The 25,491-nt window shown below is 74.6% G+C and carries 26 protein-coding genes; 17 read left to right on the top strand and 9 right to left on the bottom strand.

Features of this window, described 5'->3' with window-relative positions; genetic code table 11:
• Positions 1-252 precede the first annotated feature (252 nt).
• Positions 253-2,214, bottom strand: a complete 1,962-nt coding sequence (locus tag KBX37_RS16830; protein WP_210776889.1) for an ABC transporter ATP-binding protein — start codon at positions 2,212-2,214, stop codon at positions 253-255.
• A gap of 237 nt (positions 2,215-2,451) precedes the next feature.
• Between KBX37_RS16830 and pgi the strand changes: the two genes are divergently transcribed.
• From pgi to KBX37_RS16810, 4 genes are all read left to right on the top strand, one after another.
• Positions 2,452-4,089, top strand: coding sequence for a glucose-6-phosphate isomerase (gene pgi / locus KBX37_RS16825; protein ID WP_210776888.1), 1,638 nt, complete (start codon positions 2,452-2,454; stop codon positions 4,087-4,089).
• 109 nt (positions 4,090-4,198) lie between these two features.
• On the top strand, positions 4,199-4,924 hold the full coding sequence (locus KBX37_RS35625; protein ID WP_210776887.1) for a FadR/GntR family transcriptional regulator: 726 nt from the start codon (positions 4,199-4,201) through the stop codon (positions 4,922-4,924).
• The gene (locus KBX37_RS16815; RefSeq protein WP_210776886.1) at positions 4,921-5,751 is read left to right on the top strand and encodes a sterol desaturase family protein; all 831 of its coding nucleotides are present in this window, start codon (positions 4,921-4,923) and stop codon (positions 5,749-5,751) included. Before KBX37_RS35625 ends, KBX37_RS16815 begins: the two co-directional genes overlap by 4 nt.
• Positions 5,748-6,410: a lysoplasmalogenase gene (locus KBX37_RS16810; protein ID WP_210776885.1), complete on the top strand. Its 663-nt coding sequence runs from the start codon at positions 5,748-5,750 to the stop codon at positions 6,408-6,410. The genes KBX37_RS16815 and KBX37_RS16810 overlap by 4 nt, the downstream gene beginning before the upstream one ends.
• 88 nt (positions 6,411-6,498) lie before the next feature.
• On the opposite strand, the gene KBX37_RS16805 is transcribed toward KBX37_RS16810, so the two are convergent.
• From KBX37_RS16805 to KBX37_RS16795, 3 genes are all read right to left on the bottom strand, one after another.
• Positions 6,499-8,217, bottom strand: coding sequence for an acyl-CoA dehydrogenase (locus KBX37_RS16805; protein ID WP_210776884.1), 1,719 nt, complete (start codon positions 8,215-8,217; stop codon positions 6,499-6,501).
• 25 nt (positions 8,218-8,242) lie between these two features.
• Positions 8,243-8,794 carry a PadR family transcriptional regulator gene (locus KBX37_RS16800; protein ID WP_210776883.1) on the bottom strand — a complete coding sequence of 184 codons (552 nt, stop codon included), beginning with the start codon at positions 8,792-8,794 and terminating at the stop codon, positions 8,243-8,245.
• 109 nt (positions 8,795-8,903) lie between these two features.
• Entirely contained in the window at positions 8,904-9,362 is a 459-nt protein-coding gene (locus tag KBX37_RS16795; RefSeq protein WP_210776882.1) for a DUF4383 domain-containing protein, read from the bottom strand.
• A 409-nt stretch (positions 9,363-9,771) separates the two neighbouring features.
• Here KBX37_RS16795 and KBX37_RS16790 point away from each other — a divergent pair, with 409 nt between their 5' ends.
• From KBX37_RS16790 to KBX37_RS16780, 3 genes are all read left to right on the top strand, one after another.
• On the top strand, positions 9,772-10,038 hold the full coding sequence (locus tag KBX37_RS16790; RefSeq protein WP_210776917.1) for a hypothetical protein: 267 nt from the start codon (positions 9,772-9,774) through the stop codon (positions 10,036-10,038).
• 100 nt (positions 10,039-10,138) lie between these two features.
• Complete coding sequence (gene sigJ / locus KBX37_RS16785; RefSeq protein ID WP_307849093.1) at positions 10,139-11,029, top strand: RNA polymerase sigma factor SigJ; 891 nt, start codon at positions 10,139-10,141, stop codon at positions 11,027-11,029.
• An 82-nt stretch (positions 11,030-11,111) separates the two neighbouring features.
• Positions 11,112-11,816, top strand: coding sequence for an HAD family hydrolase (locus KBX37_RS16780; RefSeq protein ID WP_210776881.1), 705 nt, complete (start codon positions 11,112-11,114; stop codon positions 11,814-11,816).
• A gap of 61 nt (positions 11,817-11,877) precedes the next feature.
• Here KBX37_RS16780 and KBX37_RS16775 read toward each other — a convergent pair whose 3' ends face one another.
• Positions 11,878-12,723 (bottom strand): siderophore-interacting protein, encoded by an 846-nt coding sequence (locus KBX37_RS16775; protein ID WP_210776880.1) that lies wholly within the window; start codon positions 12,721-12,723, stop codon positions 11,878-11,880.
• Positions 12,724-12,727: 4 nt separating this feature from the next.
• A complete protein-coding gene (locus tag KBX37_RS16770; RefSeq protein ID WP_210776879.1) occupies positions 12,728-13,759 on the bottom strand; it encodes an ABC transporter substrate-binding protein in 1,032 nt (343 codons plus the stop codon).
• 83 nt (positions 13,760-13,842) lie between these two features.
• Here KBX37_RS16770 and KBX37_RS16765 point away from each other — a divergent pair, with 83 nt between their 5' ends.
• Genes KBX37_RS16765 through KBX37_RS16755 form a run of 3 tightly spaced genes read left to right on the top strand, consistent with a single transcriptional unit; the run spans position 13,843 to position 16,755 of the window.
• Complete coding sequence (locus KBX37_RS16765; protein WP_374103767.1) at positions 13,843-14,892, top strand: FecCD family ABC transporter permease; 1,050 nt, start codon at positions 13,843-13,845, stop codon at positions 14,890-14,892.
• Positions 14,889-15,911, top strand: a complete 1,023-nt coding sequence (locus tag KBX37_RS16760; protein ID WP_210776878.1) for an iron chelate uptake ABC transporter family permease subunit — start codon at positions 14,889-14,891, stop codon at positions 15,909-15,911. The genes KBX37_RS16765 and KBX37_RS16760 overlap by 4 nt, the downstream gene beginning before the upstream one ends.
• 43 nt (positions 15,912-15,954) lie before the next feature.
• A complete protein-coding gene (locus tag KBX37_RS16755; protein WP_210776912.1) occupies positions 15,955-16,755 on the top strand; it encodes an ABC transporter ATP-binding protein in 801 nt (266 codons plus the stop codon).
• A gap of 21 nt (positions 16,756-16,776) precedes the next feature.
• On the opposite strand, the gene KBX37_RS16750 is transcribed toward KBX37_RS16755, so the two are convergent.
• The 3 genes from KBX37_RS16750 to KBX37_RS16740 all read right to left on the bottom strand — a co-directional run bounded on the left by KBX37_RS16750 (position 16,777) and on the right by KBX37_RS16740 (position 20,036).
• Entirely contained in the window at positions 16,777-17,112 is a 336-nt protein-coding gene (locus KBX37_RS16750; protein ID WP_210776877.1) for a hypothetical protein, read from the bottom strand.
• Positions 17,113-17,191: 79 nt separating this feature from the next.
• Positions 17,192-18,823: a sulfatase gene (locus KBX37_RS16745; protein ID WP_210776876.1), complete on the bottom strand. Its 1,632-nt coding sequence runs from the start codon at positions 18,821-18,823 to the stop codon at positions 17,192-17,194.
• Between the two features lie 430 nt (positions 18,824-19,253).
• Positions 19,254-20,036, bottom strand: coding sequence for a CDP-alcohol phosphatidyltransferase family protein (locus KBX37_RS16740; RefSeq protein ID WP_210776875.1), 783 nt, complete (start codon positions 20,034-20,036; stop codon positions 19,254-19,256).
• A 95-nt stretch (positions 20,037-20,131) separates the two neighbouring features.
• Here KBX37_RS16740 and KBX37_RS16735 point away from each other — a divergent pair, with 95 nt between their 5' ends.
• The 7 genes from KBX37_RS16735 to KBX37_RS16705 form a co-directional block, all read left to right on the top strand.
• The gene (locus tag KBX37_RS16735) at positions 20,132-21,112 is read left to right on the top strand and encodes a zinc-binding alcohol dehydrogenase (RefSeq protein ID WP_210776874.1); all 981 of its coding nucleotides are present in this window, start codon (positions 20,132-20,134) and stop codon (positions 21,110-21,112) included.
• Positions 21,113-21,116: 4 nt separating this feature from the next.
• Positions 21,117-21,515: a 6-carboxytetrahydropterin synthase gene (locus KBX37_RS16730; protein ID WP_088961569.1), complete on the top strand. Its 399-nt coding sequence runs from the start codon at positions 21,117-21,119 to the stop codon at positions 21,513-21,515.
• Positions 21,516-21,518: 3 nt separating this feature from the next.
• Positions 21,519-22,553 (top strand): glycosyltransferase family 4 protein, encoded by a 1,035-nt coding sequence (locus KBX37_RS16725; RefSeq protein WP_210776873.1) that lies wholly within the window; start codon positions 21,519-21,521, stop codon positions 22,551-22,553.
• A gap of 2 nt (positions 22,554-22,555) precedes the next feature.
• Positions 22,556-23,371 (top strand): class I SAM-dependent methyltransferase, encoded by an 816-nt coding sequence (locus KBX37_RS16720; protein WP_210776872.1) that lies wholly within the window; start codon positions 22,556-22,558, stop codon positions 23,369-23,371.
• A gap of 56 nt (positions 23,372-23,427) precedes the next feature.
• Complete coding sequence (locus KBX37_RS16715; protein ID WP_307849092.1) at positions 23,428-24,453, top strand: lysylphosphatidylglycerol synthase domain-containing protein; 1,026 nt, start codon at positions 23,428-23,430, stop codon at positions 24,451-24,453.
• 12 nt (positions 24,454-24,465) lie between these two features.
• A complete protein-coding gene (ribA, locus tag KBX37_RS16710) occupies positions 24,466-25,119 on the top strand; it encodes a GTP cyclohydrolase II (RefSeq protein ID WP_210776870.1) in 654 nt (217 codons plus the stop codon).
• Between the two features lies 1 nt (position 25,120).
• A partial coding sequence (locus KBX37_RS16705) for a dihydrofolate reductase family protein (protein WP_210776869.1) occupies positions 25,121-25,491 on the top strand: 371 nt, incomplete at its 3' end.

Genomic DNA, 25,491 nt, shown 5'->3' with positions numbered 1-25,491 from the left:
ACCGCCCGGAGGCCGCGCCGGGATCCGCCGTGCTGCGACTGTCACCGCAAGGGTCGAGGGGTCCCGTCCTGACGGTACCGAAAGCTTTCCGATACTTCAACGAAAATCGATGTCTCGCACGTCGGTCATCGCACCTGACGTATCTGCGGAGCTGGCGACGAACCGGAGGCTTCGGGACGTCGAAACTTTCGGGGTCGATGGGCCGACACCGGCGGGAAGCAGCGCGAGGAGGCGACCGTCCCACCCGGCCGGTCACCCGGTCGACGAGCCCCCGGACTCCGTGCCGGCCGCCGCGAGGTAGCCACTCGCCTGGAGTTCGAACAGCTCCCGGTAGAGCCCGCCGGCGGCCATCAGCTCGTCGTGGGTGCCGTGCTGCACCAGCCGGCCATGGTCCAGCACGAAGATCCGGTCGGCGTGCCGGACGTTGGCCAGCCGGTGGGTGATCAGGACGACCGCCCGGTCGGGGCGGCGGCGCAGGTGTTTGAAGAGGGCGTGCTCGGCCCGGGCGTCGAGGGCGGCGGAGGGCTCGTCGCAGATCAGCAGCCGGGCCTCCCGGTAGAGGCCCCGGGCGGCGACGAGGCGCTGCCACTGGCCGCCGGAGAGGTCCTGGCCGTTCTTGAACTCCCGGTCGAGCAACGTGTCGTACCCGAACGGGAGGTCGGCGATCATGTCGTGCGCGGCGGCGGCGCGGGCGGCGTCCTCCACGGTCGGGCCGGCCTGGTCGGCGCGGCGGTCGTGCCGGCCGATCCGGATGTTCTGCCCGGCGGTGAAGGGGAACTTCCAGTACTCGTGGGTCATCACCGCCACCTGGGCCGCGGTCTGCGCCGGGTCCAGCTCGGCGAGGTCGACGCCGTCCCAGCGGATCGTCCCACCGGTGGGGCGGTAGAGCCCGGCGATGAGCTTGGCCAGGGTGGTCTTGCCGGAACCGTTCTCGCCGACCAGGGCGATCACCTCGCCCCGGCGGACGGTCAGGCTGACCTCGTCCACCGCCGGGGTGTCCGTGTCCGGGTAGCGGAGGCTGACCCGGTCGAGTGCGATGGTGTCGAACCCGGGTGCCGGGCGGCCCTCCCCCACCCCGATCCGCCCCCGCGCCCGCTCCAGGAAGTCCCGGTAGTCCTGGTAGTAGAGGGCGTCCTCGTAGAGGTTGTTGGTGGCGAAGACGGCGATGCCGAGGCTGGACCGGGCGGACTGCAGCGCCAGCAGGGCGGTCGCCGCGGCGGCCAGCGCGACCACGCCGGTGAGCAGCAGCCCGCCGAGCACGGCGTACATCCCGAAGGCGGCCACCCCGGCGGCGGACATGCCGAACGCCCGGGTGGCGCTCTGCGCCCGGACCAGGCGCAGCTCCGCCCGGGTCTCCACGGCCATCACGCGGCGGAACTCGCCCAGCAGGAAGTCGCGCATCTGGTAGGCCCGGACCTCGACGGCGGTGCGCCGGTTGGCCATCAGGTGCGCCAGCATCCACATCCGGCGGCGGCGGGTGATCCGGGCCAGCATGGCCAGGTACTTTCGGCGGGCCATCCGGACCGCGGTGACCGCCTCGGGCACCGCGGCGAGCAGCAGGCACGGCAGGAGCACGGGCTGGATCACGGTCACCGCTGCGGCGGTGGCCAGCACGCCGACCACGCCGGTGATCAGGTTGACCGTGTGGTCGACGATGGACGCCGCCTCGGCCATCCCCCGGTCCCGGACCCGGTCCATCTCCTCGGCGAAGCCGGCGTCGTCGAAGGCGGCCAGCTCGACCGCCGTGGTGGCCTCGAAGAGCCGCAGCTCCACCTCGTAGTTGATCTGGGGAATCAGCCGGGCCTGGGCCCAGCCGGCGGTCACGGTGAGGACGCCCCGGGCCGTCACCGCCAGCGCGGCCAGGACGAGCGACGGCAGCGCGGCGCGGACCCGGTCGGGTGTCGGGCCGCCGGCGAACAGCTCACGCAGCACGCCGGTGGTGGCGAGCAGCCCGAGGGTGGTCATCACCCCGGCCGCGAGGTTCAGGCCGATCGCCGCGAGGGTGTCCCGCCGGCTGGTGGCCCAGGCGAGCGTGACCGCCTCGCGGACCAGGTGGGGCAGTCGCCGGGCGACCGACCGGAAGCTGGTGTGGGCGAACTCGGTCGCCCGGTGCATCCAGTGGCCGTCCTCCAGCTCCGGCAGCTCCAGTTCGTCGGCGTCGTCGGAGGGGCCGTCCTGTCGGGACGAGCGGCGTGGGCCGATCACCGTCGCCATGGGTCCTCCCGGGCCGAGGGACAGGGCAGAGAAGAGCCTACTGTCAGCGATCACGCGGTGTCCCGACGTGACCGGCGCGTCGTACACGTGTCGCAACGGCGTGTCGCCGACCACGGTGCGGGACGGGTCTGCCGCGTCGCGTAGCGCCGACCCCGCCGGGGTGGCAGGCTGGAGCCGAGCCGGCGGCGGCGCGAGGAGCGCCACCGGCGTCCTGTCGTGAAGGAGAAGATCGACCCGATGGCTGCGCGTGTGACCACCACCGACGAATGGCAGGCGCTGCGCAAGCACGCCGAGACGATGCGCGGCACCCACCTGCGGGAGCTGTTCGCCGCCGACCAGCGCCGGGGTGAGCGGCTCACCGGCGAGGTCGCCGACCTGCACGTCGACTACAGCAAGAACCTGGTCACCGACGAGACGCTGGAGCTGCTCACCGCGCTGGCCGAGCGGGCCCGGCTCAGCGACCGGATCTGCGCCATGTTCGCCGGGCGGCACATCAACTCCACCGAGGACCGCGCGGTGCTGCACACCGCGCTGCGGCTGCCCCGCGACGCCACCCTGATCGCCGACGGCCAGGACGTGGTCGCCGACGTGCACCGGGTGCTGGACCGGATGGCGGCGTTCGCCGAGCGGGTCCGCTCCGGGCAGTGGCGGGGGCACACCGGCGAGCGGATCAGCACGGTGGTCAACATCGGCATCGGCGGGTCCGACCTCGGGCCGGTGATGGCGTACGAGGCGCTGAAGGCGTACCGGGACGGCGGAATCAGCTGCCGGTTCGTGTCCAACATCGACCCGACCGACATCCACGACAAGACCCACGACCTCGACCCGGCGACCACCCTCTTCGTGATCGTCTCGAAGACCTTCTCCACCCAGGAGACCCTGGCCAACGCCAACCAGGCGAAGATGTGGCTGCTGTCCGGGCTGGACGCCGACGACGACGCGGCGATCGCGAAGCACTTCGTCGCGGTGAGCACCAACGAGCAGCGGGTCCGCGACTTCGGCATCGACCCGCAGAACATGTTCGGCTTCTGGGACTGGGTGGGCGGCCGGTACTCGCTGCCGTCGGCGGTCGGGTTGTCGGTGATGCTGGCGGTCGGGCCGGACCGGTTCCGCGAACTGCTGGCCGGCTACCACGCCGTGGACGAGCACTTCCGGACCACGCCGGTGCAGCGCAACGTCCCGGCACTGCTGGGCCTGCTGAACGTCTGGTACACCAACTTCCTCGGGGCGCAGACCCACGCCGTGCTGCCGTACTCGCAGTACCTGCACCGGTTCCCGGCGTACCTGCAGCAGTTGACGATGGAGAGCAACGGCAAGTCGGTGACGCTGGACGGCACCCCGGTCGACCACCGGACCGGCGAGATCTTCTGGGGCGAGCCGGGCACCAACGGCCAGCACGCGTTCTACCAGCTGATCCACCAGGGCACGCTGCTGATCCCGGCCGACTTCATCGCGTTCAGCCAGCCCAACCACGACCTCGGCGACATGCACGACCTGTTCATGTCGAACTTCTTCGCGCAGACCGCCGCGCTGGCGTTCGGGCGGACGAAGGAGCAGGTCGAGGCGGAGGGCACGAAGGCGTGCGTGGTGCCGCACCGGGTGATGCCGGGCAACCACCCGACCACCTCGATCATCGCGCCGAAGCTGACCCCGGGCACCCTCGGTCAGCTGATCGCCCTCTACGAGCACATCGTCTTCACCGAGGGCGCGATCTGGGACATCAACCCGTTCGACCAGTGGGGCGTGGAGCTGGGCAAGGTGATGGCCAACCAGCTCGCGCCGAAGCTGACCGGCGGCGACCCGGACCTGTCCGACGTGGACTCCTCCACCGCCGCCCTGATCCGCCGCTACCGCCGCGAGCGCGGCCGGGACTGAACCCCCGCGGAACGGCGGCCGGGTCGTGGACCCGGCCGCCGTCTTTTTGGGGTACGCGAACTGGTCCAACCAGTTGACGGGTTGATGTGCCCGGGGTCACACTGCTGCCGTGGCCTTCGTACCCGTCCCCCGCAGCTCCGTCGCCGACCACGTCTTCGGCCAGCTCCGCGACGCCATCGTCAGCGGCCGCTACCGCCCCGAGGAACCGCTGCCGGGCGAGCGCGAGCTGGCCGCCGCGTTCGCGGTCAACCGGCACGCCGTGCGCGAGGCGCTGCGGCGGCTGCAACAGCTCGGCCTGCTCCGGGTCAGCCAGGGCGGCGCCACCCGGGTGCTCGACTGGCGGGTGCACGCCGGTCTCGACCTGGCGCTGTCCCTCGTGCAGTCCGGCGACGTGCTCCCCGTCGACACGCTGGTGCGGGACATGCTGGAGATGCGCGCCTGCGTCGGCGTGGACGCCGCCCGGCTCTGCGCCGAGCGGGCCGATGCCGAGCTGCGGGGCAGCGTCATCCGCGACGTCGAGGCGTACGCGGCGCTCGCCCCGGACCTGCACGCGATGGACAAGGCCAACATCGTGCTCTGGCGGGACATCGTCGACGGCTCCGGCAACACGGCGTACCTGCTGTCCTTCAACAGCCTGGTCGCCGGGGCGGTGGCCGTCGGCGAGGTGCCGCCCGAGCGGCGTGCCGCCGAGCTGCTGGACGTCACCGGCCACCGCCGGCTGGCCGAGGCGATCGCCGACGGGCGCGGCGACGCCGCCGCCGCGCAGGCCCGCGCGCTGCTCACCGCCTCGCTCACCACCCCCGCCACCCCACCAGGAAGGGAATGCCGAGCATGATCCCCGCCGTGCTCTACGCCGTACCCGCGTTCCTGCTGCTCGTCGTCGTGGAAGCGGTGTCGTACCGGTTCGCTCCCGACGACGACGAACGCGGCTACGAGCTGCGCGACACCACCACCAGCCTCACCATGGGCGTCGGGAGCGTGCTCATCGGCACGCCCTGGCGGCTGCTCACCATCGGGCTCTACGTGGGGCTGTGGACCCTCGCCCCGGTGCAGCTCTCCCCCACCAGCGTCTGGACCTGGGTGCTGCTCTTCTTCGCCGAAGACCTGGCCTACTACTGGTTCCACCGCACCCACCACGAGGTACGCCTGTTCTGGGCCGCCCACGTGGTGCACCACTCCAGCACGTTCTACAACCTCTCCACCGCACTGCGGCAGGGCTGGACGACGCCGATGACCTCGCTGCCGTTCTGGCTGCCGCTGGCGCTGCTCGGCATCCCGCCGTGGATGATCTTCCTCCAGCAGTCGATCAGCCTGCTGTACCAGTTCTTCCTGCACACCGAGCGGATCAACGTGCTGCCCCGGCCGATCGAATGGATCTTCAACACCCCGTCGCACCACCGGGTGCACCACGGCGCCAACACCGAGTACCTCGACCGCAACTACGGCGGCATCCTGATCGTCTGGGACCGGCTCTTCGGCAGCTTCGAGCCCGAACGCGCCGCCGTCCGCTACGGCCTGACCAAGAACATCAACACCTACAACCCGCTGCGGGTGGCCACCCACGAGTACGCCGCGATCTGGGCCGACGTCCGGCGGGACACGTCCTGGCGGCACCGGCTGGGGCACGTCTTCGGCCGGCCCGGCTGGCAGCCCGCCCGATGAGGCGGCTCTGGCCCGGGCTGTACGCGGCGGTCGTCGCCGTCGAGCTGGCCGGCGTCGCACTCGACGTACCCGCGCTGCAGTGGGCGGCGAAGCCGCTGCTCGCGCCGCTGCTGCTGGCCTGGCTGCTGCGCGTACGCCGCAGGTGGGACCTGGTGGCGGCCGGCCTGGTGTTCGCGACGGCGGGTGACGTGGCGCTGCTGCTGCCCGGCACCACCGCGTTCCTGGTCGGGATGGGGTGCTTCCTCGGCACCCAGCTCTGCTTCCTGACCGCCTTCCTGCGGCACCGGCGGGCGCCGCTGGCCGCGTTCGCCGGCTACCTGGCGGTCTGGGCGGGCGCGAACGCGCTGCTCTGGGAGCGGCTGGGCGACCTGCGGCTGCCGGTGCTCGGCTACAGCCTGGCGTTGAGCCTGATGGCCGCCGCCTCGGTGGGGGTGTCCCGCCGGGCGGCGGCAGGCGGGGCGCTCTTCCTCGTCTCCGACGCGCTGATCGGGCTCGGCGCGGCGGGGGTGGAGCCGCCCGGGCGCCGGCTGGCGGTGATGGTCACCTACATCGCGGCCCTGGTCCTGCTCACCACCGCCTGGGCCCGCCGGGACGCCACCAGACGGCCGACCGTGGCGGACCGCCCCTTTGGGCCGGTGGGGGCGACGACCGAGGGGTGATCGACCTCGATCGCGGCGTGGCGCGGGGGCCCCGTGCGCGGCGACCGCGCCCCGCCCCATTCCGCGTACCGTCCGACCGGGCGGTCTGTCAGGGGTTCATCTCGTAGGCGCCGGAGAGCGCCGCCACCTGGGACCAGACCCGGGCGGTGCGCTGCGGGTCGGCGACCGGGCGGCGGACCTGGGTCAGCGCCCACGCCGCCTGCGCGTCGGTGGTGGCCGCCTTGCCGTGCAGTTCGGTGGCGTGGCCGGAGAAGTCGCGGACCAGGATGTCGAAGATCTCGTCCAGCAGGTCGGCGTCCAGGCCGGTCAGCGCGGCCTGCTCCAGGATGAGCTGGCCGTAGACGACCAACGCGAACAACTGGCCGAGGGCGAGCAGGAAGTCCAGGTCGCGCTGCTGCTCCTCGCTCGGCGCGTGGGCGGCCAGCAGCGCGCAGAGCCCGTCGGCCTGCTCCCGGAACCGGGCCACGTTCGGCACGCCGGCGTGCGCGTCGTACGCGGCCCGCCAGTCGTGGAAGCGGATCGCGCCCAGCCCCCGGGCCGGGCCCTGCCGGAACAGGAACTCGTCGTCGGCCGGGTCGTGCCGGGTCGGCACCGGCGGGAACTCGGCCGGCCGGAACAGGTAGTTGGCCATGAACTTCAGGATCAGGGCCAGGTTGACGTGCACGGTGCCTTCGAGCTTGGGCAGGCCCCGGATGTCCCGCGCGGCCTTGTCGAAGTAGGTGTCCGCCTCGAAGCCCTTGGCGGCGATGACGTCCCAGAGCAGGTCGACGACCTTCTCGCCCTCGGTGGTCACCTTCATCTTGGTCATCGGGTTGAACAGCAGGTAGCGGCGGTCGTCCGGGCCGGCCGAGCGGAAGTAGTCCACCGCCCGGTCGCTGAAGAGCTTCATCGCCACCAGCCGGGCGTACGCGTCGGTCAGCTCCCGGCGCACGTGCGGAAAGTCGGTCACCCGCCGGCCGTAGAGCACCCGGTTGTGGGCGTGGGTGACCGCCTCGTACATCGCGTGCTCGCAGATGCCGATCGAGGCGGTGCAGAGGTTGAACTTGCCGACGTTGACGGTGTTGAGGGCGGCGTCGAAGGCGGCCTTCCCGGTGTGCAGGACGTCCTCGGCGCGCACCGGGTAGTCCTCCAGGCGGAACTCGCTGACGTACATCTGCGCGTTCACCACGTTGCGCACCAGGTGGTACGCGGGGTGCCGGCTGTCGGCGGCGAAGAAGACGTACCCGTCGGGGCCGTCCACGTCGGCGCGGCGGCCGAAGACCGAGACCAGGCCGGCGACGTTGCCGTTGCCGATGTAGTACTTGCCGCCGGTGGCCCGGAAGCCACCCTCGCCGTCCGGGGTGAGCAGCATGTCGGTGGAGTAGATGTCGGCGCCGTGGCTGCGCTCGGAGAGGCCGAACGCCATCACGTGGCCGGCGTCGAGCAGGGTGGCGGCGCGGGCGCGGGCGGCGGCGTTGTCGCTCTGCCAGACCGGGCCGAGGCCCAGGACGGTGACCTGCCAGGTGTACCAGTAGCCGAGGCCGTAGAAGCCGAGCACCTCGCTGAGCGCGGCGTTACGGGCGGTGTCCCAGCGCTTGGCCGGGTCGCCGGCACCGTCGGCGGCCGGGGTGCAGAACGCCGCGAAGAGACCGGACTTGGCGGCGAAGTCGAGGAAGTCGCCGTACCAGGTGTGGTCGTTGTAGCTGTCGACCAGGACCTTCTTGCCGCGCTGCTCGAAGAAGTCGACGGTGGCGCGCAGCAGCCGGCGGGACTCGGAGTCGAGGTGGGCGGGGTCGTAGGTGCGCGGGTTGAGCAACGGGTCGGCCATGGGGGTCCTTTCCGGAGGGTGGGGGTCAGCGGGCGTGGTCGCGCAGGGTGGCGAGGACGTCGTCGAGCCAGGCCAGCACCATCCGCTCGTACGCGATGCCGCCGCGCAGCACGACGTGCTGGAGTGCCGCGCGGGCGTCGCCGGGGTCCGGCGCCGGGAAGTCGCGGCGCTCGCCGGCCAGGTAGCTGGCGAGGACCGCCTCGTGGTCGGCGCGGTAGCGCTCGACCTCGGCGACCAGGTCGGCGCGGCCGGCCCGGTCGGCGAAGGCGGCACCGCGGATCTTGACGGCCAGCTCGTGCCGGACCGCCTCGGGCTGCACGGGCGCGCGCAGCCAGTCGGCGAGCGCGCTCTGCCCGGCGGCCGTGGCCGACCAGCACCGCTTGTCGGGGCGGCCGTCCTGGCCGACCTCCTCGGCGGTGACCCAGCCGTCGGTCTCCATCCGCTTGAGCACCCGGTAGATCTGCTGGTGGGTAGCGGTCCAGAACCGGCCGATCGAGCGGTCGAAGCGGCGGGCCAGCTCGTAGCCGGAGGCCGGCTGCTCCAACAGGGAGACCAGGATCGCGTGCTCGAGGGCCATACGGGCATCCTGCTATGCAACGAGTTGCATAGGCAAGGCCGCAGGGGCGTCGGTCACACACACGACGACGCCGCGCCCCTCGCGGGAGCGCGGCGTCGTCGGACGAGGATCAGCGGCGGGCGCCGGCGGGGCGGCGGGTCGACGCCACCCCCAGCCCGATCATGCCGAGCCCGAGGAAGAGGTGCAGCCAGTCGTCCGCGGTGTTGAGCGGGACGAAGTTGGCGCCGGTCTCCTGGCCGACCACCAGGCCGTAGAGCCAGAGCACCAGGTAGATCGCGCCGCCGGCGAGCAGGAACGTGCGCGCGCCGGAGACCGTGCGCGCCAGGGCGAGCCCGGCGACGCCGTACGCGAGGTGTACCAGGTTGTGCAGGATCGACACCTGGAAGAGCCCGAGCAGGTTCGCCCTCGACTCGTGCCCGGCGAACATCATCGTGTCGAAGTTCGTGGTGATGCCGGGGATGAAACCCAGCACCCTGATCAGCAGGAAGAGCACGCCGGCCGCCTGTGCGGCGCGACGGACGGGGGACGCGGCGGTCGCCGGTGGCCCTCGGCCGGGTCTGTTCACCATGTCAACCACCTCCGTCGAAGTCCGGGTGGCCCCGGATGCCCCGGACCACACGCCGCAAACCTCCGGAACCGGGCGGTGGTGAGCGGAGGCCGGCTCAGGCCGGTGGCAGGTGCTCCCGGAGCGCGGCGAACCAGGGTCGGCGGCGAAGCGGGGCGCCAGGTCGACCGCGTCCGCGTTGCCCTTGACCAGCCAGGCGCCGAGGCTTTCCGGGGTCACCCGTCGAGTCGTCATCCGGTGCTGGTGTCCAGGACCGGCGCAGGTCAATCAGTCAACGTGGCGTTGACCACTCCACGAGGGCGTTTACCGGGGGCGGGAGGTGGAGATTGTCCCCCGGTACCGACAGAGGGGGAGACCGTTGTCCGAGACCGACCGCCCAGAGCCGCGCGACCGGGGCACCGTGCCCGCCGGGGTGACAGATCCGCTCCTGTGGCGGCTCGCCGCCGGCGTGGTGGACGCGCACCAGCCGGACGAGACCGGACACTGCGACAACCTGCTCTGCGACCACCAGGAGTGGCCGTGCGAGGCCGCCCGCCACGCGCAGCGGGCGCTGGCACTTTCCGGCGACGCCCCCGAGGAGGTCGCCGACCCGGTGCGCGACGAGCGGCGGGAGGAGGCGCCGGGCGACCTGGCGGCCCTGCCCCGCCGCCGCTCCCGGACGGCCGCCGAGGCCGCCTGACGCCTCGCGGGGGCTATCGCCGCGCACCCACTCACCGACCCGGGGTCACATCGGCCGGCTCGGCTGTGTCTACTGCTGTGAGACGCAACGAGGGGGCGACGTGACAGCAGTCGACGAGCAGGAGTGGTTGACGCAGCGGTTCGAAGAGCACCGGACCCGGCTCCGGGCGGTGGCGTACCGGATGCTCGGCTCGGTGAGCGAGGCCGACGACGCCGTCCAGGACGCCTGGGTACGGGTCAGCCGGGCCGACACCGGCGCCGTGGAGAACATCGGCGGCTGGCTGACCACCGTGGTGGCCCGGGTCTGCTTGAACGCGCTCCGCTCGCGGGAGCGCCGCCGCGAGGAACCCCTCGACGTGCGGCTGCCCGAGCCGGTGATCAGCCGCGAGCCCGGGAACGACCCCGAACACGCCGCGGTGCTGGCCGACTCGGTCGGACTGGCGCTGCTGGTGGTGCTGGAGACGCTGACGCCGGCCGAGCGGCTCGCGTTCGTCCTGCACGACATGTTCGCCGTGCCGTTCGAGGAGATCGCCCCGATGGTCGAGCGGTCCCCGGCCGCGGCCCGGCAACTGGCCAGCCGCGCCCGGCGGCGGGTACGCGGGCAGGCCCCCGTGCCCGACCCGGACCTCGCCCGGCAGCGGGCGGTCGTCGAGGCGTTCTTCGCCGCCGCCCGCGACGGCGACTTCGACGCGCTCGTGGCCGTGCTGCACCCCGACGTCGTGCTGCGCTCCGACGCCGGCCCGGGCAGCCGCAACACGGTGCTGCTCACCGGCGCGCCGACGGTCGCCGGGCAGGCGGTCACCTTCGGACGGCTCTACCCGTTCATGCGGCCGGCGCTGGTCAACGGGGCCGCCGGCGCGGTGGTCGCGGCGCAGGGCCGGCCGATCTCGGTGATGGGCTTCACCGTCACCGACGGCCGGATCGTCGCCGTCGACGTGCTCTCCGACACCGACCGGCTGCGCCGGCTCGACCTGGCCGGCTTCGACGACTGACGGCGGACAGCCTCTTGACCTCCATCGGAGCATCGGGACGGCAAGGAGGTGACAGCGCTGACCATCTCCGTAGGATGCTCACATGCCCCGGCCGGTGATCTTCGACCTCTTCCACACCCTGGTCCACGGTCCCGATGACGAGCGTGACCGGGTGGTCGGCGAGATGGCGCTCATGGTCGGGGTGGCTCCGGCCGCGCTGGTCGCCGCGTACCACGCCACCTGGCGTGAGCGGCTGGTCCGGTGGGACGTGGAGGAGACCGTCCGCATCCTCGCCGGACGCCTCGGCGGCACACCGACCGACGAACAGGTGACCCGGGCCGGCGGACACCGGCGGGACCTCGCGCGCCGGCTGCTGGACAGTGTCTCGACCGCCACGCTGGACGTGCTCGACGCGCTGCGCGACGACGGGCATCCGCTGGCCCTCATCAGCAACGCCACCTCGGAGACCGCCGAGGCATGGCCGCAGAGCCCGCTCGCCCGCCGCTTCGACGTCGCTGTCTTCTCCTGCGACGTGGGGCTGGCCAAGCCCCACCCGGCGATCTACCACACCGCCACGGCGCGGCTGGGCGTCGCGCCACCGGAGTGCGTCTTCGTGGGCGACGGCGCGGACGGCGAGCTGGCCGGGGCGGCAGCGGCCGGCATGACCGTGCTGCGGACCACGGAGCACAGCGACACCGACCCGAGCTGGACCGGACGTGCGTTCGCCACCCTGGGCGACCTGCCCGCCCTGCTGCGTGAGCCGGCCAGTCTGAGTTCCTCTTCGACGGCTGACCGTCGGATCGGGTGACCAACCGGACGCAGGCGAGCGGACCGCGGAACACCGCCCGGAAGGACCTCGGTCGGCCCGGTCAGGCGTCCGCCTCCGCGCGCAACTGCTCCTCGGATGCCCCGCGCCGCCAGTAGCCGGCGAAGGTCACCCGCCGCCGGTCCAGGCCGCGGTCGGTGACCAGGTGCCGGCGGACCGCCCGGACCGTCGAGGACTCGCCGGCGATCCACGCGTACGGGACGCCGGCCGGCAGCCGCGCGGCGCGGATCGCCTCGACCAGCAGGCCGGTGCCGGGCGGGGTGGTGCCCCGGACCAGCCAGCGCACCTCCGCGTTCGCCACGGTGGGCAGTTCGCGCACGTCGGCGGCGTCCGGCACCTCGATCCACGCCCGGACGGTGGCACCGGCGGGCAGCCAGGCCAGGATGCCGGCGGCGGCCGGCAGCGCCGTCTCGTCGGCGGCCAGCAGGACGTGGTCGGTGCCGGGCGGGGGCCGGAAGCAGACGCTGCGGTTGTCCCGCTCAGCCGGTCCGAGCAGGACGATCCGGTCCCCCGGCCGGGCCCGGACCGCCCACCGGGTGGCCGGGCCGCTGTCACCGTGGTGGACGAAGTCGACGTCCACCTCGGACGCCTCCGGCCGCTGCCCGCTGATGGTGTAGGAGCGCATCACCGCGCGGACGGCCGGGTCGGTGGCCCGCCAGCGTGCGTACCAGTCGTCCCCGGCGTCGAGCGGGACCACCGGCTCCGGCTGGCCCGGGTGGGGCAGGAAGAGCGAGACGCTCTGGTCCCGGCCGCCGCCGGCGAACCCGGCCAGCTCCTCGCCGGTCAGGGTGACCCGGATCAGCGAGGCGCCGATGCGCCGGGTGTGCCGGACCTGGGCCTGGTAGAAGCGGTAGCGCAGGGCGACGCGGGTCGCGGTGCCGGTCGTCACGGCGTCAGCCGACCCGCTTGGCCGACCGGATGGCGGTGGCGAGGTTCTCCAGCAGCGGCGCCGCGCCCGCGTACGAGAAGCGGGGCACCGCGTCCCACCCGGTGACCTGGTTGGCGCGGACGGCGGGCAGCTGCTGCCAGGTGGGCTTGGCCGCGAGGTCCTTGGGCTGCAACGCGGTGGACCGGTTGTCGAGCAGGATCAGGTCGGCGGGGAACTTGTTGGCGTTCTCCCAGCTCAGGCTCTCGAAGTAGTCGCCGGTGGCGAGCTTGTTCGGCACCACGATGTCGACGCCCAGCTCGGCGAAGTACATCAGGTCGGTGCTGACCTTCGGGTTGGAGACGTAGAACAGGTCGGGGCTGCCGGAGGCGGCGAGCACCCGGATGCCGGGGTTGGCCCTGACCGCCTGGCGGACCGACTCGGCGGCGGCCTCGAAGCGCGCCTTGGCGTCGGTGACCTTCTTCGCGGTCAGGTCGGCGCCGAGGGAGCGGGCCAGTTCCGCGTACCGCTCGATGGGCTTGGTCATCGGCACCCGGGCGGTGGTCACGGTGGCGCTGGGCGCCAGGGCGAGGATCTTGTCGCGGCTCTCGTCCGGCACGTACCAGAGGGCACCGGGGTCGTACATGTGGGTGACCAGCAGTTCGGGGCGCAGCCCCGCGTACTTCTCGACGTTGAACTCGCCCCAGACGTTGCCGAGCACGGTGACCCGGTCGACGTCGAGGCCGCCGGCCTGCGGGTCGACGGAGCCGTCGCTGCGGGTGGTCTCGCCGAACACGCCGACGATCTGCGAGTCGAGTCCGAAATCGACCAGCGCGGCGGCGACCCCGGTGAAGGCGACGACCCGGGTCGGGGTGCTCGCCAGCTCGATCTTCTGGTTGCGGTCGTCAGTGAACGACCAGGGGCCGGTCGCACCCTTGGCGCTGGTGGAGCCGGGCTTGTCGGCCTGGCCGCAGCCGACGAGGAGGGTCGCGAGGGTGGCGCCGCCAGCGGCGAGCAGGCCCCGGCGGGAGAGTCCGCGGGCGGACATGGAAGCAGGCATGATGACGTCTTTCGATCAGGACCGGACCGCGATGATCCGCGATGGCGGGGTTAGGTTAACCTAACCTAACCCGAAGTCAACCGGTGCCATGCCGTTTCCCCCCGGAGCCGACCCTGTCCGTCACCACGCTCGCCGCCGCCCCGGCGCCGGCGCCACCCACCCGCCGGGCCGGCCCCGCCGCGGCGCTCGCCGCCGGACTGCTGCTCCTGCTCGTCGTCGCGGTGCTGAGCATCGCCGTCGGCGCCCGACCGCTCTCCCCCACCGAGGTCTGGCAGGGCCTGGTCTCCGCCGCCTCCCCCGAACACGCGGTGGTGCACCGGATGCGCCTGCCCCGCACGCTGCTCGGCCTAGTCGCCGGCGCGGCACTCGGGGTGGCCGGGGCGCTGATGCAGACGCTCACCCGCAACCCCCTGGCCGACCCGGGACTGCTCGGCATCAACGCCGGCGCGGCGGCCGCGGTCGCCTCCGCCACCGCCCTGCTCGGCGTCGGCACCGCCGGCGGCTGGATCTGGTTCGCCCTGCTCGGCGCCGCCACCGTCACCGTCGGGGTGTACGCCGTCGGCGGCGGCCGGCGGGCCACCCCGGACCGCCTCGCGCTGGCCGGGGCGGCGCTCAACGCGGTGCTCTACTCCTACGTCAGCGCGGTCATGCTGCTCAACTCCGCCTCGCTGGACCGGCTGCGGTTCTGGACGGTCGGCTCGCTGGCCAACGCCGAGTTCGCCACCCTGCGTACCGTGGCGCCCTTCGTGCTGGCCGGCCTGCTGGTCGCCCTGGCCGGCGCACGGTCGCTGAACGCGCTGGCCCTGGGCGACGACACCGCGCGGGCGCTCGGCGCCCGGCCGGCCCTGGTGCGCGGCGGCGCCATCGCGGCGATCACGCTGCTCTGCGGCGCGGCCACCGCCGCCTGTGGGCCGATCGTCTTCGTCGGACTGCTCGTGCCGCACCTGGTCCGCGTGCTGACCGGGCCGGACCTGCGCTGGCTGCTGCCCGCCTGCGCGCTGTACGCGCCCGTCCTGCTGCTCGGCGCCGACGTGCTGGGCCGGGTGCTGGGCCGCCCCGGCGAACTCCAGGTCGGTCTGGTCACCGCCGTGCTCGGCGGCCCGCTCTTCCTGCGTCTGGTGGCCCGGCGATGACCGTGCTCCGCACCCCGGGTGGCCGGTCGCTGCGCTGGCGTCCCCGATCGCTGGTCGTCGTCGCCACCGCCGCGCTGCTCGCCGTCAGCCTCGGCGTGCTAGCCGTCGGCGGCGGCGACTACCCGATGAGCCCGGCCGACGTGCTGCGCACGCTGACCGGGGGCGGCACCGCGGCCGAGGAGTTCATCGTCGGCGAGCTGCGCCTGCCCCGGCTGGTCACCGCGCTGGGCGTCGGGGCCGCCCTGGCGCTGTCCGGCGCGGTGGTCCAGACGCTGCTGCGCAATCCGCTGGGCAGCCCCGACGTGCTCGGCATCACCCAGGGAGCGGCGACCGGCGGGCTGATCGCCGTGGTGCTCGGCGGCAGCAGCCTCGCGCTGTCCGGCGCGGCGCTGGCCACCGGGATCTGCACCGGCCTGCTCATCCGTGCCGTCGCCGGCGCCCGGGGCCTGGCCGGTCACCGGCTCGTGCTGGTCGGCATCGGCTTCACCGCGATCCTCACCGGCGTCAACGGCTGGCTGCTCACCCGGGCGCCGCTGATGGACGCCGCCCGGGCGGTGCTCTGGCTCACCGGCAGTCTGGACGGGCGCGGCTGGTCGCAGGCGGTGCCGCTGCTCGGCGTTCTCGCGGCACTCACCCCGGTGGTGCTCGCCGGCGGCCGGGCAATGGCCATGGTGGAGCTGGGCGACGAGACCGCGACCGCGCTGGGCGTGCCGGTGACCCGGGTCCGGCAGGTGCTGCTCGGCGCGGCGGTGCTGCTCGCCTCCGTCGCGGCGGCCGCCGCCGGGCCGGTCTCCTTCGTGGCGCTCACCGCGCCGCATCTGGCCCGCCGGCTCACCCGCGCGCCGGGGCCGAACCTGGTGGCCTCGGCGCTCACCGGTGCGGTGCTGCTGGTCGGGGCGGACCTGGTGGCGCAGCGCGCCCTCGCCGGCCAGCAACTGCCGGTGGGCGTGGTGACCGGCGTGCTCGGCGGGACGTACCTGGTGTGGTTGCTCGCCGCGCGGCGGGCCGGACGAAACTGAAGGAGATCGCGTGTCGGGAAACCCACGCCTGGACGGGGTCGGGCTGACCTTGGCGTACGAGCGGCGGATCGTCGCGGAGGGGCTGTCGGTGGCCGTACCGGACGGGTCGTTCACCGTGGTGATCGGGCCGAACGCCTGCGGCAAGTCGACGCTGCTGCGGGCCCTGGCCCGGACGCTGCGGCCGCGCGCCGGGACGGTGCTGCTCGACGGGCGGGACATCCACGCGCTGCCGTCCCGGGCGGTGGCCCGTACCCTCGGCCTGCTGCCGCAGTCGTCGGTGGCGCCGGACGGCATCACGGTGGCCGACCTGGTCGCCCGCGGCCGGTACCCGCACCAGGGGTTGCTGCGGCAGTGGTCCCGGGAGGACGAACGGGTGGTCGCCGAGTCGATGGCCGCCACCGGCGTCGCCGAACTGGCCGAGCGGCCGGTCGACGAGCTCTCCGGCGGGCAGCGGCAGCGGGTCTGGATCGCCATGGCGCTGGCCCAGCAGACGCCGCTGCTGCTGCTCGACGAGCCGACCACCTGGCTGGACGTCGCCCACCAGATCGAGGTGCTGGACCTCTGCGCCCGGCTGCACGAGGAGCAGGGCCGCACGCTGGTGGCGGTGCTGCACGACCTGCACCACGCCGCCCGCTACGCCACCCACCTGATCGCCATGCGCGACGGCCGGGTGGTCGCCGAGGGCGACCCGCGCGAGGTGGTCACCGCCGAACTGGTCCAAAAGGTGTTCGGGCTGCCGTGCCGGATCGTCGAGGACCCGGAGACCGGCACGCCGCTGGTGGTGCCCGCCACCCGCCGCCCACGTCTCCCGGACGCGGCCTCGCGGGTAGTGCCGACGTCCTGACGGACCCCCGCCCCCTCGTCGTCAGCTCCAGCCGGTGCCGGTCCAGCCTTCGCTGATCCACGGCGGCGCCCACCCCGTCACCGCCGCCGCTGCGACGAGGACGGTCACGGTCGCTGTCCCCACGAGCGCACCCCGCCCGAGGTACCTGGTCCGGGGCGAGCGGGTCAGCAACCAACCCGCGGCCACGGTCACCGGCAGGAGCAGACAGCTAGTCGCGCCGAAGTAGAAGGTCCACTCGCCGGGCGAATCCCGTCCGATCCACAGTGCATTCGCGGCGGCGACGCCGAACCAGGTGTGGGCGACGACAGCCAGGCCGGCACTCGTGACCGCCTGGGCCACCTCCGATCGCCTGCCCACGGTGCTCCTGCCTGTCGAGTTCGCCGGGGCCGATCAGCTTATCCGGGGCTGGTCCGCTCCGTCCGGAATCCCTCCCGGGTCAGCGGGGCGACGGTGGGGCGGCCGCCCCGGCCGGTGGCTGCGGGCCGAAGGTGCGCAGGAACCGGTCCCGGAAGGTGTCCATCCGCCAGACCGGCGCACGCGGGCCGGGCCGCAGCCCCTCGTCCCAACCCCACGTGGTCACCCGTGCCAGCACGGCGGGATCGTGGGCCACGATGGTGATCGGCACGTCCCGGCCGGCGTTCTCCCCGGTCACCACCGGCGCGGGCTGGTGGTCGCCGAGGAAGACCAGCACCAGCTCGTCGTCGCCGTACGTCTCCACATAGGAGATCAGGCTGTTCAGCGAGTACTCGATGGAGCGCCGGTAGCCGGTGCGGACCTCGGTGGCGCTGCGCCCCACCACGTCCTTCGGGTTGGCGGCCACCGAGGTCGGCCGGCGGTAGATGGACCCGTCGCCGACGTGGTCCCAGTCGAGCATCCGGGGGATCGCCGCCCAGGGTGAGTGGCTGGAGATCAGCGGGATCTCCGCCATGATCGGCGCGTGCCCCGGGGTGGCCCGCTCCCGCCGCTGGAAGGTGGCCAGCGTGTACTGGTCGGGCATGGGCGCGTAGTTGAACTTCGGGCCGCGGTAGTCGAGCCCGGCCGCGTCGTGGTAGCGGTCGAAGCCGAAGAAGCTCCTCTCCGGCCAGGGCTGGGTGGCCGCCGGCATCACGCCCACCGTCTGCCAGCCGGCCTGCCGGAACGCGCCGTTGAGGGTGAGCCGGTCGCCGGCCAGCAGGCTGAGGTGGCGTTGCTGGTTGTCCACCCAGAGCCCGGACAGCAGGGTGTCGTGCGCCAGCCAACTGCCCCCGCCGGCGGTGGGTGAGGTGAGGAAACCGCTGCGGGCGTGGAAACCACGCTCGGCGAGCCGGCGCGTACCGCCGTCGAGCACCGCGCCGACCTGCGGGGCGAACTCCGGGTCCTGCACCGCGTCGCGGCCGTAGCTCTCCACGAACGCGACGATCACGTCCTTGCCGCGCAGGGCGGTGAGCAACTCGTCGCCCGGGGTGTCGCGGAAGGCGTCGGCGGCGGCCTCGGCGGCGAAGGCCTCCCGGTCCCGCAGCCCGGCACCCAGCTGGCCGACATGCTGGCCGACCAGTCGGGACGTCCCCGAGTCGGCGACCGGCACGCCGATCGTCGCGCCGGCGACCCAGACCGCAGCGCACCCCGCCAGCACCCGGACCGCCCGCCGGTCGTGCCGGGCCACCAGCCGGGTCAGCCGGAGCACCGACCGGGTGGTCAGCACCAGCAGCGCGCCGACCGCGGCGACCAGCGCCACGATCGCGCCGACCGCGCCGGCCCGGCCGACGGAGTCGCGGACGAAGCCGTACGCGTCGTCCAGCAGCACCCAGTCGAGGACCAGGTCGAAGGGGCGGGCGAGGCTGGCGGACATGCCCATGTCGAGCAGCTTGACGACGGCGAGCAGCCCGAGCGCGACGCCGCACAGCACCGCCGCCGCCCGCCGGGCCACGCCGCGCAGCACCAGCAGCAGTGCGGCGGCGACCAGCCCCTCGACCGGGATGCGCAGGAACGCGGCCGGGCCGAGCTGGTCGAGCCGGTTCGGCGCCACCAGCACGGCGAACACGAGCAGGCCGGCCGCCACGGTGGTCACCCGCGCCGCGACGGTACGCATCCGTCCCCGTCCACCGGCGACGCCATCCGCCACGGGCCCGGCCGGTTCCGGCCCGCTCGGAGCGCCGGGTGCCTCCGCCTCGGCAGGAGCCGGGTGTAGCGCGGACGCCACATCGGGGGCCTCTGCTGCGGCGGGAGCCGGTTGCGGCGCGGACGCCGCATCCAGTGCCTCCACCCCGGCGGGAGCCGGTTGCCGCGGGGACGCCGCCTCGGGGGCCTCCGCCCCGGCGGCAGCGTCGGCGGGTTGGTCGAGGGCCGGCCCGTCGGGCTCGCCGCGCCGAGGCTGCGGGGTCGGATCGACCGGCGGGGTCGGATCGACCGGGCGGGCCTGACCGTCCACCGTGGCCCGGCGGCGCAGGCGCGACAGCACTGACACTGCGATGTCCCTTCCCTGGGCTGTGCCCGGCCGTCCGGCCGGGCGATCGTGCGGCTCAGACGGGCTGGTGCGCGGCGAGCGGGCGCTCGGCGACGGTCTCCGGCACCGGCCGGAGAGCCGGCGTCGGGCGGCGTACGGGGGCGGTCCGGACCCGGCGGTGCCACCAGAGCCAGCCGACATCGTGGCCGAACGACTCGACCAGCAACGCCAGCGAGGCCGCCACCACGTCGGCGGTCGCCGGCGCGGGCAGCACCTCCGCCGTGGCGACCAGCAGCAGCACCCCCTGGGCCGCGGCCACCACCTTGCGCCAGTACCGCGGCGGCAGCGTCCCGCGCATCCAGGGCAGCACCCAGCTCGCCGCGACGAAGGCGTACCGCATCGCGCCGATGGCGAGCACCCAGCCGCCGGTGGACGGCGCCACGTGGACGCTGAGCACCAGGATCAGGAAGGCGTCGACCTCCATGTCGAAGCGGGCGCCGAGCGCGCTGGCGGTGCCGGTGCGCCGGGCCACCCAACCGTCGACGGCGTCCAGGGCGAGCGCCACCGTGGCCATCGGCACCAGCACGGCCAGCGGCGCCGCCGCGTCGATGGCGTCCACCACCAGGGCGGTCACCCCGCCGACGAGCACCGCCCGGGTCAGCGTCACCCGGTCCGCCGGGCCCAACCGGTTTGCGCCGCGTCGGCGCAGGCCACGGTCGAGCGCCCCGCAGAGCCCGATGCCGTACGCGACGCCGGCCAGCCAGCCGGCGGCGTCGAGCCCGACGGTCGCGGCCAGCCCGGCGAGCAGGACGATCTGGGCGGTCAGGCCGAGCACCGGACCGGTTCGAACCTTGGACACCCTGCCTCCGTGTTTATGATCGACGGCCTCGACAGGAAACACGGAGCGGGTGGCCGTTCGGTTCGGTCCGGCAGCCAGATGAGGAGAACATCCGCGTGATCCGCGACGCCCACGCCTTCTGGCTCCGCTCCCCCGGCGTGGGTGAGATCCGCCCGGTGACGCTACCGGAGCCCGGCCCCGACGAGGTCCTGGTGCGCGCGCGGTACTCGGGGGTCAGCCGGGGCACCGAGACGCTGGTCTTCACCGGCGGCGTGCCGGCCGACCAGTACGCGGCGATGCGCGCCCCGTTCCAGGAGGGCGACTTCCCCGCCCCGGTCAAGTACGGCTACCTGAGCGTCGGCGTGGTCGAGGCCGGTCCGGCGCGGCTGCGCGGGCGTACCGTCTTCTGCCTGCACCCGCACCAGAGCGCGTACGTCGTGCCGGCCTCGGCCGTGACGCCGGTCCCCGACGGCGTACCGGCGGCCCGCGCGGTGCTGGCCGGCACGGTGGAGACGGCGGTGAACGCGCTCTGGGACGCCGCGCCGCTGGTCGGCGACCGGGTCAGCGTGGTGGGCGCCGGCATGGTGGGCTGCGCCGTCGCGGCGCTGCTCGCCCGCTTCCCCGGGGTACGCGTCGAGCTGGTGGACCCCGACCCGGCGCGGGCGGCGGTCGCCGCGGCGCTGGGCGCCGGTTTCGCGTCGCCCGACGACGCGGCCGACGGGCGGGACCTGGTGGTGCACGCCAGCGCGACCGGCCCGGGGTTGCAGCGCGCGATCGACCTGCTCGCCCCGGAGGGCACGGTGGTCGAGCTGAGCTGGTACGGCGACCGGCCGGTGCGACTGTCGCTGGGCGGGTCGTTCCACTCCGGCCGGTTGACCATCCGCAGCAGCCAGGTCGGCACGGTCTCGCCGGCCCGGGCGGCGCGGCGAAGCTACGCCGACCGGATGGCGCTGGCCCTGGAGCTGCTCGCCGATCCGGTCTTCGACGCGCTGCTCACCGGCCGGTCGCGCTTCGCGGACCTGCCCGACGTGCTCGACCGACTGGCCGCGGGGAGCCTCCCCGCGCTGTGCCACCTCATCACCTACGACGGGGAGTGACGCCGTGTTCAGCGTGACCGTACGGGACCACATGATGGTCGCCCACAGCTTCCGGGGCGAGGTCTTCGGGCCGGCGCAGCGGCTGCACGGGGCGACGTTCGTGGTGGACGCGACCTTCCGCCGCGCCGAGCTGGACGCCGACGGCATCGTGGTGGACATCGGCCGGGCCACCGAGGAGCTGCGGGCCGTCCTCGCCGAGCTGACCTACCGCAACCTCGACGACGAGCCGGCCTTCGCCGGGGTGAACACCACCACCGAGGTGCTGTGCCGCACGGTCGCGGACCGGCTGGCCGAGCGGGCGCACGCCGGTGGGCTCGGCCCGGGGGCCCGCGAGCTGGCCGGGATCACGGTGACGCTGCACGAGTCGCACATCGCCTGGGCCAGCTACGAGCGGTCCCTGTAGCCGGTGCCGGTGGTGCACGTCGTCCTCCCCGGCGACATCGACGACCCGGCGACCCCGAGCGGCGGCAACACGTACGACCGCCGGGTCTGCCGGGGCCTCGCCGAGCGGGGGTGGGCGGTGCGCGAGCACGGCGTACCCGGGCGGTGGCCGCGCCCCGACCCGCCGGCGCGGACCCGCCTGGCCGGGGTGCTCGCGACGCTGCCCGACGGCACGGTGGTGCTGCTCGACGGGCTGGTCGCCTCGGCCGTGCCGGAGGTGCTGGCCCCGCACGCCCGGCGGCTGCGGCTGGTGGTGCTGGTGCACATGCCGCTGGAGGACGACACCGAGGCCGCCGCGCTGGCCTGCGCCGTCGCGGTGGTCAGCACCAGCGGGTGGACCCGCCGCCGCCTGCTCGACCGGTACCCGCTGCCCGCCGACCGGGTGCACGTGGCCACCCCCGGGGTGGACCCGGCGCCACCGGCGACCGGCACGGGCGCCGGCACGGCACTGCTCTGCGTCGCGGCGGTCACCGCGCACAAGGGACACGACGTGCTGGTCCGCGCCCTGGCCGAGGTCGCCGACCTGCCCTGGACGCTGGACTGCGTGGGCGCGCTCACCCGCGATCCCGGCTTCGTCGCCGGGCTGCGCCGGCTGGTGGACGAGCGGGGGCTGGCCGGGCGGGTACGGCTGGCCGGACCGCGCACCGGGGCCGACCTCGACGCCGCGTACGCCGCCGCCGACCTGCTGGTGCTCGCCTCGCACGCCGAGACGTACGGGATGGTGGTCACCGAGGCCCTGGCCCGCGGCCTGCCGGTGCTCGCGACCCGGGTGGGCGGGGTGCCCGAGGCGCTGGGCCGGGCCCCGGACGGCGAGCCGCCCGGCCTGCTGGTACCCGCCGACGACCCGACCGCGCTGGCCGGCGCGCTGCGGCGCTGGCTCACCGGGGCGCCGCTGCGGCACCGGCTGCGGCAGGCGGCCCTGGCCCGCCGGGACGGCCTGGCCGGCTGGCCGGACACCGCTGCGGCGATCGCCCACGTCCTGAACGGAGTGAGGGATTGACCATGCACGTCACCGACCCCTTCGCCGATTGGCTCGCGCTGCGCGAGCCCGCCGACGCCGCCGCCCGCGCCGACGACCTGGTGGACCGGGTCCGCGCCCGGCTGGCCGCCGGCCGGCCCCTGGTGGTGCACGACCTGGGCAGTGGCACCGGCTCCATGGCACGCTGGCTGGCCCCCCGGCTGCCCGGCCCGCAGCACTGGGTCCTCTATGACCGGGACCCGGGGCTGCTCGACCGGGCCCTCGCCGCCCCGCCGCGCGCCGCCGACGGCAGCCCGGTGCGCGTCGAGACGCGGCGCACGGACATCACCCGGCTCACCGCCGCCGATCTGGCCGGCGCCGACCTGGTCACCGCCTCGGCGCTGCTGGACATGCTGACCGCCGAGGAGATCGAGGCGATCGTGACGGCCTGCGTCGGGGCGGGCCGCCCGACCCTGTTCACGCTCTCCGTCATCGGCCGGGTGCGGCTCGACCCGCCGGACGAGCTGGACGCGGAGGTCGCCGCCGCGTTCGACGCGCACCAACGCCGTACCGTCGACGGCCGGCGGCTGCTCGGTCCGGACGCCGCCGCGGCCACCGTCGCCGCGTTCCGGCGGCACGGGGTTCCCGTGACGGTCCGGTCCAGCCCGTGGCGGCTGGGCGCCGGGCAGGACGCGCTGATCGCCGAGTGGTTCACCGGCTGGTGCGATGCCGCCGTCGAGCAGCGCCCGGAGCTGGCCGCCCGGATCACCGGGTACGCCCGCCGCCGGCTGGCCGAGGCGGCGGCGGGCCGGCTGACCGTCACGGTGGGCCACGACGACCTGCTCGCCGGGGTGGAATGAACCCGACGGCCGGGCGGTACGTGGAGGAGGGAGAGATCTTCGACAGGAGGCCCCGCGTGCCACAGGCTGCCCACGAAACCCCCGGCACCCCGGTCCGTCCAAGGTGGGCCTGGGTGAGCAACCTCGGCGGCGTCGCGCTGGTGGCGGCGCTGCTGTGGTGGCTGGGCACCGGCCCGGCGCTGGCCGCGCTGCGCCGCATCGACGCCGCGGCGGTGGTCGCGGCGCTGCTGCTCGGGGCGCTCAGCACCGTCTGCTGCGCCTGGCGGTGGCGGCTGGTCGCCGGGGGGCTCGGCGTCCGGCTCCCGCTGGGCACCGCCGTGGCGGACTGCTACCGGGCGGTCTTCCTCAACGCCACCCTGCCCGGCGGGGTGCTCGGCGACGTGCACCGGGCGGTGCGCCACGGCCGGGAGGCCGGCGACCTGGGCCGGGCCGTGCGGGCGGTGGTCTGGGAACGCAGCGCCGGTCAGGTCGTCCAGGTCATGCTCGCCGCAGCGCTGCTGCTGGCGCTGCCGTCGCCGGTGCGGCCCTGGCTGCCGGAGGCCACCGCGCTGGCCCTGGCGCTCGCCCTCGGCGTGGTGCTGCTGGCCCGGGCGCTGCCCCGCTCCGGCCCGTCCCGGCGGGCCCGCGCGCTGCGCGCCGCCGCCGCCGACGTCCGCGCCGGCCTGCTGACCCGCCGGACCGGGCCGGGGGTGCTGCTCGCCTCGGCGGTGGCGGTCCTCGGCCACCTGGGCACCTTCCTGGTGGCGGCCCGGGTCGCCGGGGCCACGGCCCCGCTGGCGCAGCTGCTGCCGCTGACCCTGCTGGGGCTGCTGGCGATGGGGCTGCCGGCGAACGTGGCCGGGTTCGGCCCGCGCGAGGGGGTGGCCGCCTGGGCGTTCGGGGCCGCCGGCCTGGGCGCCGCCCAGGGGGTGTCCACCGCGCTGGTGTACGGGGCGCTGGTGGTCGTCGCCGCCCTGCCCGGCGCCGCCGTGCTGCTGCTGGGCCGGCTTCCGGCCGGGTACCCGTACCGGTCCACACCTCGTACGGTGGGCCAGGGCGGTTCTGCTGCGGTACCCGCTGCCGGGCTGGCCGGCAGCGCCTGACGGAGGAGACACATGTACGGAGCACTTCCGGTCGCCACGGTCCGCACGCAGGTCACGGTTCCCCTCCGCCTACCCGACGGGTACGCCACCACGGCCCGGGTCTTCACCTTCGACGGGCTGGCGGACGGGCGGGAGCACCTGGCGTTCGGGCTCGGCGACTGGGCGGGCGCGCTGCGGCGGCAGTCGGCCGGGCCGGCGCCGCTGGTCCGCCCGCACAGCGAGTGCCTGACCGGGGACGTCTTCGGCAGCCAGCGCTGCGACTGCGGCCCGCAGCTGCGCGAGGCGGTGGAGCGCATCGCCGACGCCGGCGGGTTCCTGCTCTACCTGCGGCAGGAGGGGCGCGGCATCGGCCTGTACCCGAAGCTGGACGCCTACGCGTTGCAGGACGCCGGCCTGGACACCTACGAGGCGAACGTGGCGCTCGGGCACGGCGAGGACGAACGCGACTACCGGGCGGCCGCGCAGATGCTGGCGGTGCTGGGCGTGCGGCGGCTGGCGCTGCTGAGCAACAACCCGGAGAAGGCCGAGCAGCTCGACGGGCTCGGCGTGACGGTGACGGAGGTGGTCCCCACCGGGGTCTACCTCTCCCCCGCCAACGCCGACTACCTCGCGGCGAAGGCGAGCCGGGCGGCCGCCCGCACCGCCGACTCGCCGTCGCTGACCTGAGATGGGCGCCGTGCCGGCGGGCGCGCGGCCGTACGTGCTGCTGAGCTGCGCCACGTCGATCGACGGGTACATCGACGACGCCACCGGGCAGCGGCTGCTGCTGTCCAACGCCGACGACCTGGCCCGGGTCGACGCCGTCCGGGCCGGCTGCGACGCGATCCTGGTCGGCGCCGGCACCGTCCGCCGCGACGACCCGCGGCTGGTGATCCGCTCGGAGCGCCTGCGCCGGGCGCGGGTGGACCGCGGGCTGCCGCCGTCGCCGGTCAAGGTGACGCTGACCGGGCGCGGCGACCTCGACCCGAGCGCCCGGTTCTTCACCGTCGGCGACGCGGACCGGAGCGTGTACTGCGCCGCGCCGGCGGTGGCGAAGAC

The sequence above is a fragment of the Micromonospora sp. U56 genome (assembly GCF_018070095.1).
Classification (GTDB): Bacteria; Actinomycetota; Actinomycetes; order Mycobacteriales; family Micromonosporaceae; genus Micromonospora; species Micromonospora purpureochromogenes.
Note: the sequence above shows the minus strand (reverse complement) of the source record. Positions and strands in the feature narration are given on the sequence as shown.